15 protein-coding genes are annotated in these 12,978 nt (G+C 54.4%); 4 read left to right on the top strand and 11 right to left on the bottom strand.

The genetic code is table 11. From position 1 onward, the window contains the following. Positions 1–19: 19 nt before the first annotated feature. The 7 genes from JZM60_RS13985 to JZM60_RS14015 all read right to left on the bottom strand — a co-directional run bounded on the left by JZM60_RS13985 (position 20) and on the right by JZM60_RS14015 (position 6,147). Positions 20–703 (bottom strand): hypothetical protein, encoded by a 684-nt coding sequence (locus JZM60_RS13985; protein WP_241426268.1) that lies wholly within the window; start codon positions 701–703, stop codon positions 20–22. A 116-nt stretch (positions 704–819) separates the two neighbouring features. Continuing rightward, positions 820–1,260, bottom strand: coding sequence for a hypothetical protein (locus JZM60_RS13990; RefSeq protein ID WP_207163038.1), 441 nt, complete (start codon positions 1,258–1,260; stop codon positions 820–822). Beyond that, entirely contained in the window at positions 1,260–2,831 is a 1,572-nt protein-coding gene (locus JZM60_RS13995; RefSeq protein ID WP_207163039.1) for an OmpA family protein, read from the bottom strand. The genes JZM60_RS13990 and JZM60_RS13995 overlap by 1 nt, the downstream gene beginning before the upstream one ends. Positions 2,832–2,957: 126 nt before the next feature. Then, positions 2,958–3,236, bottom strand: a complete 279-nt coding sequence (locus tag JZM60_RS14000; RefSeq protein WP_207165614.1) for an HU family DNA-binding protein — start codon at positions 3,234–3,236, stop codon at positions 2,958–2,960. 109 nt (positions 3,237–3,345) lie between these two features. Next, positions 3,346–4,365, bottom strand: a complete 1,020-nt coding sequence (locus JZM60_RS14005) for a tetratricopeptide repeat protein (RefSeq protein WP_207163040.1) — start codon at positions 4,363–4,365, stop codon at positions 3,346–3,348. A 68-nt stretch (positions 4,366–4,433) separates the two neighbouring features. Further along, positions 4,434–5,756 (bottom strand): class I SAM-dependent RNA methyltransferase, encoded by a 1,323-nt coding sequence (locus JZM60_RS14010; protein WP_207163041.1) that lies wholly within the window; start codon positions 5,754–5,756, stop codon positions 4,434–4,436. Then, a complete protein-coding gene (locus JZM60_RS14015; RefSeq protein WP_207163042.1) occupies positions 5,749–6,147 on the bottom strand; it encodes a hypothetical protein in 399 nt (132 codons plus the stop codon). The genes JZM60_RS14010 and JZM60_RS14015 overlap by 8 nt, the downstream gene beginning before the upstream one ends. Positions 6,148–6,445: 298 nt before the next feature. On the opposite strand from JZM60_RS14015, the gene infA reads away from it, so the two are divergent. The 3 genes from infA to epmA all read left to right on the top strand — a co-directional run bounded on the left by infA (position 6,446) and on the right by epmA (position 8,455). Beyond that, positions 6,446–6,664 (top strand): translation initiation factor IF-1, encoded by a 219-nt coding sequence (infA, locus tag JZM60_RS14020; RefSeq protein WP_207163043.1) that lies wholly within the window; start codon positions 6,446–6,448, stop codon positions 6,662–6,664. Positions 6,665–6,962: 298 nt separating this feature from the next. After that, complete coding sequence (efp, locus tag JZM60_RS14025; protein WP_207163044.1) at positions 6,963–7,526, top strand: elongation factor P; 564 nt, start codon at positions 6,963–6,965, stop codon at positions 7,524–7,526. A gap of 5 nt (positions 7,527–7,531) precedes the next feature. Continuing rightward, the gene (epmA, locus tag JZM60_RS14030) at positions 7,532–8,455 is read left to right on the top strand and encodes an EF-P lysine aminoacylase EpmA (RefSeq protein ID WP_207163045.1); all 924 of its coding nucleotides are present in this window, start codon (positions 7,532–7,534) and stop codon (positions 8,453–8,455) included. 13 nt (positions 8,456–8,468) lie between these two features. Here epmA and JZM60_RS14035 read toward each other — a convergent pair whose 3' ends face one another. The 4 genes from JZM60_RS14035 to rimI form a co-directional block, all read right to left on the bottom strand. Further along, positions 8,469–9,503, bottom strand: coding sequence for a KamA family radical SAM protein (locus JZM60_RS14035; RefSeq protein ID WP_207163046.1), 1,035 nt, complete (start codon positions 9,501–9,503; stop codon positions 8,469–8,471). A gap of 77 nt (positions 9,504–9,580) precedes the next feature. Continuing rightward, positions 9,581–10,498 carry a dihydroorotate dehydrogenase gene (locus JZM60_RS14040; RefSeq protein WP_207163047.1) on the bottom strand — a complete coding sequence of 306 codons (918 nt, stop codon included), beginning with the start codon at positions 10,496–10,498 and terminating at the stop codon, positions 9,581–9,583. 10 nt (positions 10,499–10,508) lie between these two features. Beyond that, the gene (locus JZM60_RS14045) at positions 10,509–11,324 is read right to left on the bottom strand and encodes a dihydroorotate dehydrogenase electron transfer subunit (protein ID WP_207163048.1); all 816 of its coding nucleotides are present in this window, start codon (positions 11,322–11,324) and stop codon (positions 10,509–10,511) included. Continuing rightward, the gene (gene rimI, locus JZM60_RS14050) at positions 11,314–11,781 is read right to left on the bottom strand and encodes a ribosomal protein S18-alanine N-acetyltransferase (protein WP_338148859.1); all 468 of its coding nucleotides are present in this window, start codon (positions 11,779–11,781) and stop codon (positions 11,314–11,316) included. Before rimI ends, JZM60_RS14045 begins: the two co-directional genes overlap by 11 nt. Before the next feature lie 147 nt (positions 11,782–11,928). Here rimI and purM point away from each other — a divergent pair, with 147 nt between their 5' ends. Further along, complete coding sequence (purM, locus tag JZM60_RS14055) at positions 11,929–12,975, top strand: phosphoribosylformylglycinamidine cyclo-ligase (protein ID WP_207163050.1); 1,047 nt, start codon at positions 11,929–11,931, stop codon at positions 12,973–12,975. Positions 12,976–12,978 lie beyond the last annotated feature (3 nt).

Here is a 12,978-nt window from a genome sequence, read left to right on the forward strand (position 1 = left end):
ACGTCCGTGTCCTTGCAGGCTATTTCGAAATCAGGAAGGGAAAGGTGAAATCCGGCGCAGCAGACTTGGGTGTTCCCTTGCGAAAGACCAGCAGTTTCATTTCCTTTGTCGACGCAAGGTCAATCCGGAAATAGACGAGTCCTTCGGCTTTGGCTCCGGGAATGATAGCTGAGGCATTCAGGGCGCGGGTATAGATATCCTGGGGATAAACCTCATAGTAGTAAGGAAGCTGGCTGCCGGTGTCGGTGTAGGATGAGGTCCTCTCGTAATCTTCCAGATAGTAGAACCCCACATAGGGATAGGGAATCAGATAGTAGGAGTCGCGGGAAACTATCTCCTTCACCCGTTCGGGGGTGAGGGGCAGATACTGGCGGTTCTGGTCGTCAAGAAGGACGAATGAATCCGTACCGAAAGAGATCTCCTGCCTGGTCTGGTTGTGAATGGTGACATCGAAAGCGGTCACCGTCCCGTCCAGATTGTAGGAATACATCTCCCTGTCGGAGTTTGCCACCTTGACGGCAATTCCGTCCCTTGTGACGGTCTGTGAATTGTCTGCGGGGTCGATAACTCCCTGGGAAACCTGTTGCGGTACGACTTTAAGCGAACATCCCGAGATAAAAAGCACGGCACAGAAAGAAAACAGCGCCAGAGTTCTCATTGCATACACCCCCTGAAGGAAATCGGTCCGGATTTCGCTTGGCATGAAGCCTCGCACAGGACTTGGGAACAGTGTAACACGTCCCCGATGCGCTGTCAGGAGCCAATGCCGTCAGGAGATGAAAAGCACTCTCGGCTCCTTCTCCCACGATTATCCGGTTATTACTGCCGTTCTCCCTTTTGAGAAACATGAACTGCGGCAAATGAATCGGGGAATGTCACGACACGGATAAAGGCATTCTCCCCCGGTTCCAGTCCGGATGCGACGGCAATGAAGAGGTTTTGCCCGGAGCGGAGCCTTGCCCGGAGATACCGATGGGCTTCGAGGGCCAGCAAAAAAGAGTTCCTGATCCGCTCTTCACGCCCGCTCCCCCAGGCAGCACCAGCCTCGATTTTCACGATGCGCCCGGGTTGAAGCGCCGACATCCGGGGGACGAGTGCATCAAGGGCGCGCCGCACCGGTTTATCGAGGCAAGCGGCCCCGTTCTTCAGGCGCACTATGCCGATTTCCTCCTCCACCAGTGGTGGACTTTGCGCAACAGCCAATGACGGTATAACCATGAGCCATGCAGCAAAAAGAAGGGATAAGGGCGCCGTTTTCATCAGCTTTCCTTTGGAATGAGAAAGAGGATCTCACAGCGGCGGTTCAGTTTTCTGCCGTCGGCAGTGGCGTTATCAGCCAAAGGTTTCGACTTTCCGAGACCTTTTATGAAGATTTTGGCGGGGTCAATACCTTCTCTGGCTATGAGGTGGCTGGCAACCGAGATGGCACGCTTAAGGGAGAGATCCATATTGTAACTAGTTGAGCCGACGTTATCGGTATAACCGTCAACCCGCAGATAAACCCATTTGGTATCCTTGCGAATCAACTCCGCCACCTCGGAAATCGACTTCTTTCCTTCTTCGGAAAGACTCCATTGATCGAAATCGAAGGTTACGTCCGGAAACCGGAACTTGCGATAGACGCGCATGCTTTCGGGGATATCTTCGTTGTTGGCAGAGGCGACCTGTATATTCTGTCCCTTCACATCGACACTGTACAGGGGGGTTATCCCTTCTATGCGAGCCAGAGTGTATTCAAGAGCCGAGTTTTCCAGCGAATCGGACACCCGGGATGCGAGCCGCACTTCTTCGCCTCCCTGGGTAAGAGAAATCTCTTCATGGGGTTGCGCAGACATTACCTTTGCAGCAGCAGGTTGGGCCGGAATGGTGACTTGGCCGTAAGGTTTGATGATAATCTCTTCCTTGTCGGCCTCGCCAGTCACCTCGAGCTTGTTGAGCGGTGCCTGCTGGGCAACGGCACTGATCAGGAAAGGTGAAATGGGGATAATCTTACGGATCTTTACCGGCTCTTTCTTTTTTTGCTCTTCAAGGGGGTCGAATCCATGGCCGAGGCGCGGCACGGGCTTGACATAGCTGCCCACGCCCTGGCACGCGGTGAAACCGACAATCCCGCGCCAATCGGGGCTGCCATCGGCAAATCCCAGGCCGCCGGCCAGATTTAAGGTTAAATGTGGAGAAAGGTAATACTGGAAACCTAACAATCCCTCCAGGGAATCGTCAAGCAAAGGGTCGCGGCTGGTGTTCCCGGTAACTTCGCCGGTTATTCTCACTCGCAACGCCGGCGAATACTCCAGACCGAAGCCGTAAAGTATCTCGTCGTCAAAGTCTCTGTCTTCAGGGGAACCGGCCATAAGGTACCCGGAATACCCATGAACGCCAAAACGGTCCGTGGAATACGAAGCGATTATCCTTCCGCCGCCGCTGGTTGTTCCGTCCGCATTCGCATCTTCGGATATCTGGCGCTGCAGAAAAAGATCAACCGCCACCTTGAAGGGAGAACTCCGCTTGCCGATAACGCGAATCTTCGACCCTATTTCGGCATATCCCTGCCCTGTTTTCTCTTCATCGCCGTTGAAAAGAAGATTTGGATAAGACCCGTAAAGTTCCCAGAACGTACCTATGCCCAAGGTAAGTGCAACTGGGACAGTCATTGTGTTTTCGCTATCTCTCGCTGTGCTGATACCCCAGGCTCCGATACAGATATTGCCGGCATCGAGCGTTTCGGCCGAAGGCACAGTGATAAGCCCGGTTGAACCAGTCATGGCCGGATTCGCATAGGCCGTGGCTGCGAAAACAACAGAGGCTATGAGATACGCAAAGAGTCTTAGCATGAAAGAGATAACGCCTAACCTGTCTAGAATAGGCCCGCAATGACACTGGTGCCCGCTGGAGTCAATTTTTTGTCAACGGGTAAATCTTTCAGTAACACAAGACTGGTCAACCAAGTCTATAATGTTCTAATCGACATCAACCCGCTCTTTAAGCTCTTTGCCAACCTTGAAGAACGGCAGCTTCTTCGGTTTAACTTCAATGGGGTCGCCGGTTTTGGGGTTTCTGCCCGTATAGGCTTTATAATCCTTTACAACAAAACTCCCGAAACCGCGAATTTCGATCCGCTCATTCCGAATCATGGCGTCTGCCATGGAATCGAAGACAATGGAGACGATCTCCTCCGCCTTCTTGTAGGTCAACCCTTTTTCTGCCGCCAGCGTCTCAATGAGTTCCGACTTGTTCATTACAACCTCCTCCCGGCTGATATCGAGAAATGAATCGCAGAGGCTTGCACCTCTCATGAAAATTATCGGCGGGCGGGGTTGAAAACTTTAGTAAATTCGCAAAGGATGTTTAGCAGCACCCTTTCAGATACTGCTTTGCAACCAACGCCGCTTCCCTGGACCGCCCGCCCGACTCCAAAAGACCAACCAGTCTCTCAGCCGCTTCACGCTTGAGTGGTGAAGAAAGAAGTTGTGTGAACTGGGCAATGGCCCGGTCGTTCTCTCCCCGCACCCGGTAAATCTCACCAAGGAACATACCAGCCTGTTCAGGCAGGATATTCCGCTTGACCATATCCTCCAGCAAAGGTACCGCCTCGTTGAAACGGCCACTCTCCGTGAGCAGCTGCACAAGGCTGAGATTGCAGAGAGGATTGGCGTCGTTCAGAGCAAGAGCGCGCCGCAACAAGGACTCGCAACGGCGCCCATCTCCGCCATGGTGTGAGAGAATCGCCAGCTCATAAAGCAGGATATCGTTCTCCCCAGAGGCGACCAGACGTTCAAAAATAATTTGAGCAGTTGCCCCATCGCCGCCATGTGCTGCCAGATAACCCTTTGCAAATTCCTCGCCCAAATCGGAATATCGTTCAGGCAAATTGCCCGGCAACGGCCGAATAAGAAGTTCGAAACGATCTTCATCACTCAGGCTTTCCGCATTGAAGTCAATCATTTCAGAGCCTTGGGAAACTGAGCCGCCGCATCCGCCGCATCCGGCTCCTTTGCCGTGATGGTGGGATTGCGGGGGCTCTCGCTTCAGAAGCGTTGAGAGTTTATTGGCCTTGTCCCGTATAGTTACGTCATCTGCCAGATCAAGGGACAAATTAAGGTGCTCCGCAGCTTTGTCAATTTCACCGGTATTAAGGCAATGCTCCGCTTCCTTAAGATTCATCTCGGCCAGGCAGTTCCCCGCAAAAATGAATTTCTCCTCAATGGCGGCGGCCATCGTCCCGCTTTCGGGGGCATTGGGGTCCAGCCGCTCCCGGGCATCCTCCAGGGTGAGCCGGGCTTCGGCAAAATTGCAGGCCGACAACAACTTTTCGGCTTTTTCCAGACAGGACGCAGCATCCTTGCGGAACAACTTCGAAAAGAACATGGTTGATCCTCCTGTTAGAGTCAGTTTTTATTGAACAAGCGATAAACAGGCCAGAGCAAGGAAAGCAACTAACCGGCCCAGCTCAACAAAGTGACGCTTTCAATATGAAAGGTTTGGGGAAACATGTCGACGGGGACGCTCTCGAGCACCTCATAGCCGCGCTGGCACAAAAGCCCGAGATCTCTTCCCAGGGTTGCCGGATCACAGGATACATAGACAATTCGTTCAGGCTTCAGTGCAGCCGCCTCGACAACCGCCTCTTTAGCGCCGGTCCGCGGGGGGTCGAGAATTACCACCTGGAACCGGTCTCCGCCGGCCGCCAGGCGACGCACACCCACTGCGGCATCGGAACGGATAAATTTGACCCCCTCGACACCGTTGGCGGCAACATTGCGCTTTGCATCCTCAAGCGAAGGGCCATACTCCTCAACGCCAACCACAGAACTGCAATAGCGTGCCAAAGGTATGGAAAAGTTCCCGTTGCCGCAGAACAGGTCAAGAAGGCGTTCATTGCCGCTCAGCCCGGCCATCCGGTGAACAATTCGAAGAAGCTCACGGTTCTGATGATAATTGACCTGCGAAAAGCCTCCCCTGCTGAACGCCAGGGTTAACGCAGGGAGTTCCGGCAGAAAATCGGCATAAAATCCATACGCAAGGGCATCTACTCCCCACAGCGGAAGAATGCTTTCCTTCCGGCCGCACTGTAGATGAAGGCCGTTGACCGAGGGAAGCTCGCCACGGCACGCGGCAAAATGAATTCGAGCCCCATCACGGTTGTCACCGATATAGTGGACGATTGCCAGGGTTGTTCCGTCATCCCCAACGGCGGCGTCCACCTGGGGTATGCGGTCAGGCTCGGCAAAACTGCTGATAACCCGACGCATTTCATCCATTACACGATTGAGGAGAGGATTGCAGATGGCACACCCACCGGGAATATCCACGACATAATGGGACCCACGGCGATAGAACCCCATCTGCAATTGCCCGGAAACCCATCTCACCTTGAACTGGACCCTTGAACGGTAACCATAGGGCTCATCTACACCAACGGCTCTAGATATTCGTTCCGGAGCGACACGAGCAGACCGCCAGAGGGTTTCCGCTACAATCCGCTCCTTTGCCGCGAGCTGGTCGGCATAGGGGAGATGTTGCCATGTGCACCCGCCACACGTACCGAATACCGGACAAGGCGGCACCACTCGCCGGGAAGCGGCTTCAATGATCTCGACAACTTCCCCGTTTAAATAGGAAGACTTCTCGGATGTAGCCCGCACCCTCACCAGGTCGCCCGGCGCTGTGAACGGTACAAAGCATGCTTTCCCGTCAACACGGCCGAAGCCGGCTCCGCCGAAGGCAAGAGACTCTATCCTGACGACCGTCTCAGTCATGATGGTACGCCGTGACCCTCGATGGGAGCACCTGCTTCTTCCGGCCCCGTACAAGTTCAGTTTTCAAAAACCTGCCAGGAAAGCCGGGAACTGCAAAATAAGGAAGAGAATGGGAAACGAAATTATCGACAAGCTGTTCCGTCACCGTCGAAATGGCTGTGGTGGGTATCCCCATCCGCTCCACGGAGCGACGGTAAAATGCCGACTCCCCGAACCGGATGCGGGCTTCCTCCAGGTCGGATTGTTCATCGAAATAATCGCCTGACAGCGGGATTTCGCAGGCGATTTCGATCTTAACAAGATGAAAATCTCCGTAATAATGGCGCGTATGGTCAAAAAAACGCACGACCAGGCCATTTTCAAGGGATATTTCCCTAATCATCTTTGCCATGTCACTCGAACCTTCTTCCATTGTACTGTATCCGTTGCAAAAACGTTTCATACTACGCTTTCAGCTTCGAAGTAAAGGCGTTTGTAGCCACTCTCTTGCCTGCGCTCGGGGTGTTTCGCTCATTTCGAGGAGTTCCATGGCGTTGCGAGAACCCCATGTTCCCCTCATGCCGCAAAATTAAAGGGATCAGACCAGGCCAACATACGGAAAACGGCTTGCATTTTCTTCGGATAACGAGTAAGTTAACCGAGTTTATTCAATCAACCAACTATCTGCACCAAGGAGCGCTTAAAAACCCATGAGTAAAGAAGAGGCCATAGAAGTTGAAGGTACGGTTGTCGAACCCCTCCCCAACGCGATGTTCCGGGTCGAACTGGAAAACGGTCATGTGGTGCTTGCTCACATCTCCGGCAAGATGCGCAAGTACTTCATCAAGATTCTACCGGGCGACAAGGTAACAGTTGAGCTTTCCCCGTACGATCTCACCAGGGGCCGCATTACGTACCGCGCCAAGTAAACCGGTTTCAACGCTCCAGTAAAGATAAGTAAAGCCGGCTCCGCCATAGATATACCTCTCACCATTCCTGCTGCAACTGATTCGGGAGAAGGTACGTGTCCTGTCGCCCAGAGGGCTGGAATCACGTAACACTAAATCAGTTCGTCCCAAGCACTCTATTCGACGGACGACCGAAGGCTGCAACAGGTCACCTTAAACCACCCCCGGAATTATGGCTTTTTCGCTTAACAAACACACTATTATGTTGTAAAGAGTTTTTCTTTTACACAATTAACCATCAAAGAAAAGGGGCATATGCATGTATTCCGTAGCTGACTTGAAAAAAGGGCTGAAGATCACCCTCGACGGTGATCCCTATATCGTAACCGCGTTTGAATTCTCCAAACCGGGCAAAGGACAGGCGCTTTACCGCACCAAAATGAGAAATATGATTAACGGCACTTCGCTCGACCGCACCTATCGCTCCGGCGAAACCTTCGAACCGGCCCGGCTCGAAGAACGCCAGATGCAGTACCTTTACAAAGAAGATAATCACTACACCTTCATGGACAACCAGACCTTCGAGCAAGTACAGATGAGCGAAGATGCCGTAGGCGACTCCAAGAACTTCATGATCGACAACATCGAAGTGGACGTCCTGATGTTCGGCGAGAAGGCCATCGGCGTGTCGCTCCCCAACTTTGTCAATCTCCGGGTCGTCCAGACCGACCCTTGGGTAAAGGGTGACACCTCCGGCAGCGATTCGAAGCCGGCCACCCTGGAAACCGGATATGTACTGCGTGTTCCCCCCTTTATCGAAGAAGGGGAAATGATTGTCGTCGATACCCGCAGCGGCGATTACTCCACAAGGGTCAAGGGGTAGTATCCATGCCGACGAACTGGCGCCTCAGCCACCGCCGCGAGGCGCTCGGGGCGCGGGCCCGCATTATCCAGGAAATCAGGCGTTTTTTCATCTCAGGGGGGTATCTCGAAGTGGAGACCCCCCTTCGCATTCCTGCACCCGCTCCCGAATCCCACATTGATCCAATCCCCGCGGACGGCTGGTTCCTTCAGACTTCTCCCGAACTTTGCATGAAACGGATGCTGGCGGCGGGATACGAACGTCTTTTCCAAATATGCCACTGCTGGCGCAGCGGTGAACGGGGAAGGATGCACGTTCCAGAATTTACGATGCTGGAATGGTATCGGGCCTCAAGCAACTACACTGAACTCATGGACGAATGTGAACGGTTGATCCGCGCATTGGCCAAGGGAGCGGGTTTCAGCAATAAGCTTTCTTTCCGGGGAGAGGAAATCGACATTGCCTCCCGATGGGAGCGGATAACGGTAAGAGATGCTTTCGCACAGTACGGCGGGATGGCGATGGAAGAGGCCTTTCAGCGGGACATCTTCGACGAAATCATGGTAGAGAGTATCGAACCCCGCCTGGGTCGCAACCGGCCGACTTTCATCCATGACTACCCGGCCTGCCGCAGCGCGCTGGCGCGGTTGAAACAACAAGACTCCAGCGTTGCAGAACGATTCGAACTTTACATCGGCGGGGTTGAACTGGCCAACGCCTTTTCGGAATTGACCGACCCGGCAGAGCAGCGTGCCCGCTTTGAAAGCGAAGCCGCTTTTCGCGTCTCACGGGGGCAGGCAGCCATCCCGCTCCCCGAAAACTTCCTTGATGAATTGGCAGGCATGCCGCCTTCGGCAGGGATAGCCCTCGGCGTCGACCGGCTTGTGATGGTACTGCTTGATGCGCAAACCATAGATGATGTAGTCGCCTTCACACCCGAGGAACTGTAAACAGCTCATTCTCTCACAGGTCCTCGTATTCCACGGTCTCACCGCAATAATTCCGCAAGAGCAGCGAATTGCCCCGCCGCTCAACGGCATCGGGAAGCAGCGGGATTTTTCCCTTTCCCCCGGCAGCATCAATTACAAAGTACGGTATCGCCATCCCTGAAGTAAATCCCCGTAACGCGCCCATGATCTCCAGACCTGTTGCAACCTTGGTGCGAAAGTGGCCGGTCCCCCGCACCAGGTCCATCTGGTGCAGGTAATAAGGTCTTACTCTAATGGCAAGAAGCCGCTGCATCAGAAGCATCATGACGGTCGGATTGTCGTTTACCCCGGCAAGCAGCACCGTCTGATTGCCAAGGGGTATGCCCGAGTCGGCCAAACGGGCACACGCCTTTGCCGCCAGGGGGGTAATCTCCCGAGGATGATTGAAGTGGGTATTGATGTAGAGGGGATGGTAGCGCTTGAGCATCCTGCAAAGGCGCGACGTGATTCTTTCCGGCAACGTCACGGGAGTGCGGGTGCCGATACGGATCATTTCCACATGGGGGATGGCGCGCAAACGCGCCAGGATAGTTTCCAGACATTCATCGTCCAGCAGCAGCGGATCTCCGCCGGAAAGAATAACATCACGTATCGTCGGAGTTGTTGCAATATAATGAATAGCATCATCCCAGACACCGCCTCCATTCCCGGCAAGCCGGCACCCCACCCGGCGTTTTCTCATGCAGAAACGGCAATAAACGGCGCATTCGTTGGATACGAGCCAGACGACCCTGTCCGGATAACGGTGGATAAGTCCGGGGACCGGGGAAAGACGTTCTTCGTCAAGGGGGTCGGGGAGCTGCTCATCTACCATTTCGAGGGGATCAGGAACACACTGGCGCCAAATCGGATCGCCCGGTTCTTCGATCAGCTCCAAGTAACGGCGGGTGATTCGCAGCGGATAACGCCGGACAAGCTGCGCAAGGGGCACGGGATCAATATTCAGACATTCCGCAAGCTCCTCGGCAGTGGTTATGCTGTCGGCGATTATTCGCCGCCATGTTTCCATCTATCAGACTCTCCTTCCACAAACGGACAAAGGCGGGGAAAACCCCGCCTTTGCGATAATGGCAGTTGTGACGGATATCAAACCTGAAGAGCGCCGATCAATTCCTTAACATCGCTGATCCCGTTCTCCACAAGATACTGCTCCATCTCACGGGCAATGCGCTCGGATGCGGCCGGGTCGAGGAAATTAGCCGTCCCCACCTGCACGGCCGATGCCCCGGCAAGCATGAACTCCAGCGCGTCGGTGCCGGTCATGATCCCACCGATGCCTATGACCGGAACCTTGACCGCGTTGGCCACCTGCCAGACCATGCGCAGCGCCACAGGCTTGACGGCCGGGCCCGAGAGGCCTCCCGTCACATTGGCCAGTACCGGCCGGCGCGTCTTGAGATCAACAGCCATGCCCGTCAGCGTGTTGATGAGGGATAATGCATCGGCTTCAGCGTCAACACACGCCCAGGCCATTTCCACAATATCGGTGACATTGGGGGAAAGCTTCACGATCACCGGCTTTATGGTGGCTTCGCGCACCGCCTTCACCACCGAGTAGGCTGCCTTGGGGTCGGTGCCGAACACAATTCCGCCATGTTTCACGTTGGGACAGGATATGTTGATTTCAACGCCTGCCACTTCGGGAATTGTATCCAGGCGCCCGGCCAACTCGGCATACTCCTCAAGGGTATTGCCGAAAAAATTGACGATGGCCGGAGTATCAACGGTACGGAGGAATGGGACCTTCTTCTCGATAAAGGCATCTATCCCCACATTTTGAAGGCCGATGGCATTCAGCATCCCGCCGGTCGTCTCCTGAATGCGCGGTGTCGGGTTACCGGCCTTGGGCTTGATTGAAAGCCCCTTGGTGATGATGGCGCCAATCTTTTCCAGGTTCACATATTCGGCGAACTCTTCGCCGTATCCGAATGTCCCAGAAGCCGTCATAACCGGATTTCTGAGTTTTATGCCCGCTATTTCCACCGACAAATCTGGTCTGTTCATTGGTACTCCACTATACCCACATCAGTTGATCGAAAGCAAAAACCGGCCCATCTTTGCATACGCAGCGGTAATCCGGGTTTTCATCGGCATGGTCCTTACCCTTCACCACACAGCCCAGGCACGCCCCCATACCGCAGGCCATATAAGCTTCCAGCGACACCTGGCAGGGGGTTCCGGTCTGGCGGGCAATGCCGGCCACAGCCTTCAGCATCGGCATGGGACCGCAGGCATAAATGGTTTTTTCCCGCCCATCCTCCCGGATATGCCGTTCCATCACCTCGGTAACAAGCCCTCTGTCCCCAAGGGTTCCATCGTCGGTAGACACGTAGGTTTCTACCCCAAGGCGCTCGAATTCTGTCACACAGAGGATGTCGTCCCTGTTTCTCCCGCCGAGGAAGAATCGCACCCGGGAGCGTTCCACCAGAGACTTTGCCAGGTAATAGAGGGGAGCGATGCCGATGCCGCCACCGACCAGTATCTTCTCCTCTTCAGGATCGCCGAGATCGAAACCGGTGCCCAGCGGTGCAATTACATCTATGTGATCGCCGTGATGGTATGTGGAAAGCGTTTCCGTACCCTTCCCCACCACTTTGTACAGCAACTCGAGATAAGTTGAGGAGCAGCAGCCGGGATATTCCGACGGCACCGTCCCCACGTCGAAAATACCGAAAGGGCGGCGTAGCAGCGGATCGATGGCATCTCTCACCCGCAGCATAACGAATTGTCCCGGTTTTGCCCCGGCCAGTTCCGGCGGAGCGGTGATTCGCATCCGGAAGTAGCCCGGCGAGACTTCCTGGTTGGAAACGATTGTTGCTTTAAACTGCATCGCCAAGGTCCTCGCTGTCGTTTATCGTATATTCCATAAGAATGGCGTCTTCGCCGTTCTCGTAATATCCTCTGCGCCTGCCGGTCTCCCTGAAACCCAATTTCCGATAGAGTTCAAGGGCTGAGAGATTGGAAACTCTCACCTCCAGGCAGACTGTCCTTGCCCCCCGCAGGGAAAGCTCGTGAATTGCCTCGCCTACCAGCGCCTTGCCAATGCCCCTGCCCCGGCAATCGTGCCGGACCGCCACATCCAGAATTTCACCTTCGTCGAGGACGATCATGGGACAGATATAACCAGCAATGCCGCCATCGCCGGTGCGTGCCACAAGAGGACGTGAACGGGGGGAATCAAGCTCTTCGATGAAGTGCTCCCTGGTCCAGGGACGCGAAAACGACTTCGACTCGATCGCCATTACCTCATCGAGGTCGCGGGAGGTCATCCTTTGGATTATAAGCATATCCGAAACGCTCATTTTTGCTGCATCTTATTCGAACGTCACCCCCCTTGTAAACTGATTTTTTGGGCATTGCGGCGCACCAGATAGGGTTTGACTTTTAACGGTTCATAGGGTAAATTTTTTCGTCATTTCACGGGAGGAAAAGTCTTGAGCGCAAAAGGGATTACCTATAAAGACGCCGGAGTTGATATCGATGCCGGCAACACATTTGTCAAAATGATCAAACCGTTCGTACGGGCAACTTCGAGGCCGGAAGTCATCTCCGACATCGGCGGCTTCGGCGGGCTTTTCTCTCTCAACACCAACAAATACAAGAATCCGGTTCTTGTATCCGGTACCGACGGCGTTGGCACGAAACTCAAGATTGCCATGCTGGCCGACCGTCACGACACTGTCGGAATCGACCTTGTCGCCATGTGCGTCAACGACATTGTCGTTCAGGGTGCAGAGCCTCTCTTCTTCCTTGATTACTTTGCCACCGGCAGCCTCTCGCCGGAACGTGGAGCAGCAATTGTCAAGGGCATCTCGGAAGGATGCATCCAGGCGGGCTGCGCACTCATTGGAGGAGAAACCGCCGAAATGCCCGGCTTCTACCCCGGCGGCGACTATGATCTGGCCGGCTTCACCGTCGGTGTCGTCGATCGGGACAAGATTATCGACGGCTCTTCCATAACTGTAGGCAATACCCTTATCGGCATCGCCTCCAGCGGGCTTCACAGCAATGGTTACTCCCTGGCACGCAAAATTATTTTCGACACCATGGGACTGAACATTAACGATATGCTGCCCGGTCATGACCGGAGCGTAGCCGAAGAGCTGCTCACTCCGACCCGAATCTATGTGAAGTCGATTCTTAACCTTCTGCGCGATTTCCGGGTGAACGGCATTGCCCATATCACAGGTGGTGGTTTGCTGGAGAATGTTCCCCGCATCCTTCCGAAGGGCTGCAAGGCGGTAATCAGGCGCGACAGCTGGGCCATGCCCGAAATTTTCCGCATCCTTCAAAACGGAGGGAAAATTGAAGAAACCGAAATGTACCGCACTTTCAACTGCGGCATCGGCATGGTTCTCGCGGTTCCGGATAATGATGTCGACGAAATACTGATTCGCCTCTCAGGGCTCCAGGAAAAGGCCTTTATCATTGGCGAAGTGGTGAAATGCGAAGCCGGCGCCGAGGCGGTTGACCTTCTCTAAGCA

Origin of the sequence: Geobacter benzoatilyticus (genome assembly GCF_017338855.1) — a bacterium.
Taxonomy (GTDB): domain Bacteria; phylum Desulfobacterota; class Desulfuromonadia; order Geobacterales; family Geobacteraceae; genus Geobacter; species Geobacter benzoatilyticus.

Coding starts and splice junctions, on each gene's coding strand:
- JZM60_RS14015 (WP_207163042.1), bottom strand. CDS start 6,147: ATGGCAAAGATGATTAGGGAAATATCCCTTGAAAATGGCCTGGTCGTG.
- rimI (WP_338148859.1), bottom strand. CDS start 11,781: ATGCTTATAATCCAAAGGATGACCTCCCGCGACCTCGATGAGGTAATG.
- JZM60_RS13995 (WP_207163039.1), bottom strand. CDS start 2,831: ATGCTAAGACTCTTTGCGTATCTCATAGCCTCTGTTGTTTTCGCAGCC.
- JZM60_RS14005 (WP_207163040.1), bottom strand. CDS start 4,365: ATGTTCTTTTCGAAGTTGTTCCGCAAGGATGCTGCGTCCTGTCTGGAA.
- JZM60_RS14045 (WP_207163048.1), bottom strand. CDS start 11,324: ATGCAGTTTAAAGCAACAATCGTTTCCAACCAGGAAGTCTCGCCGGGC.
- JZM60_RS14000 (WP_207165614.1), bottom strand. CDS start 3,236: ATGAACAAGTCGGAACTCATTGAGACGCTGGCGGCAGAAAAAGGGTTG.
- infA (WP_207163043.1), top strand. CDS start 6,446: ATGAGTAAAGAAGAGGCCATAGAAGTTGAAGGTACGGTTGTCGAACCC.
- efp (WP_207163044.1), top strand. CDS start 6,963: ATGTATTCCGTAGCTGACTTGAAAAAAGGGCTGAAGATCACCCTCGAC.
- JZM60_RS13985 (WP_241426268.1), bottom strand. CDS start 703: ATGCCAAGCGAAATCCGGACCGATTTCCTTCAGGGGGTGTATGCAATG.
- JZM60_RS14010 (WP_207163041.1), bottom strand. CDS start 5,756: ATGACTGAGACGGTCGTCAGGATAGAGTCTCTTGCCTTCGGCGGAGCC.
- JZM60_RS13990 (WP_207163038.1), bottom strand. CDS start 1,260: ATGAAAACGGCGCCCTTATCCCTTCTTTTTGCTGCATGGCTCATGGTT.
- JZM60_RS14035 (WP_207163046.1), bottom strand. CDS start 9,503: ATGGAAACATGGCGGCGAATAATCGCCGACAGCATAACCACTGCCGAG.
- epmA (WP_207163045.1), top strand. CDS start 7,532: ATGCCGACGAACTGGCGCCTCAGCCACCGCCGCGAGGCGCTCGGGGCG.
- JZM60_RS14040 (WP_207163047.1), bottom strand. CDS start 10,498: ATGAACAGACCAGATTTGTCGGTGGAAATAGCGGGCATAAAACTCAGA.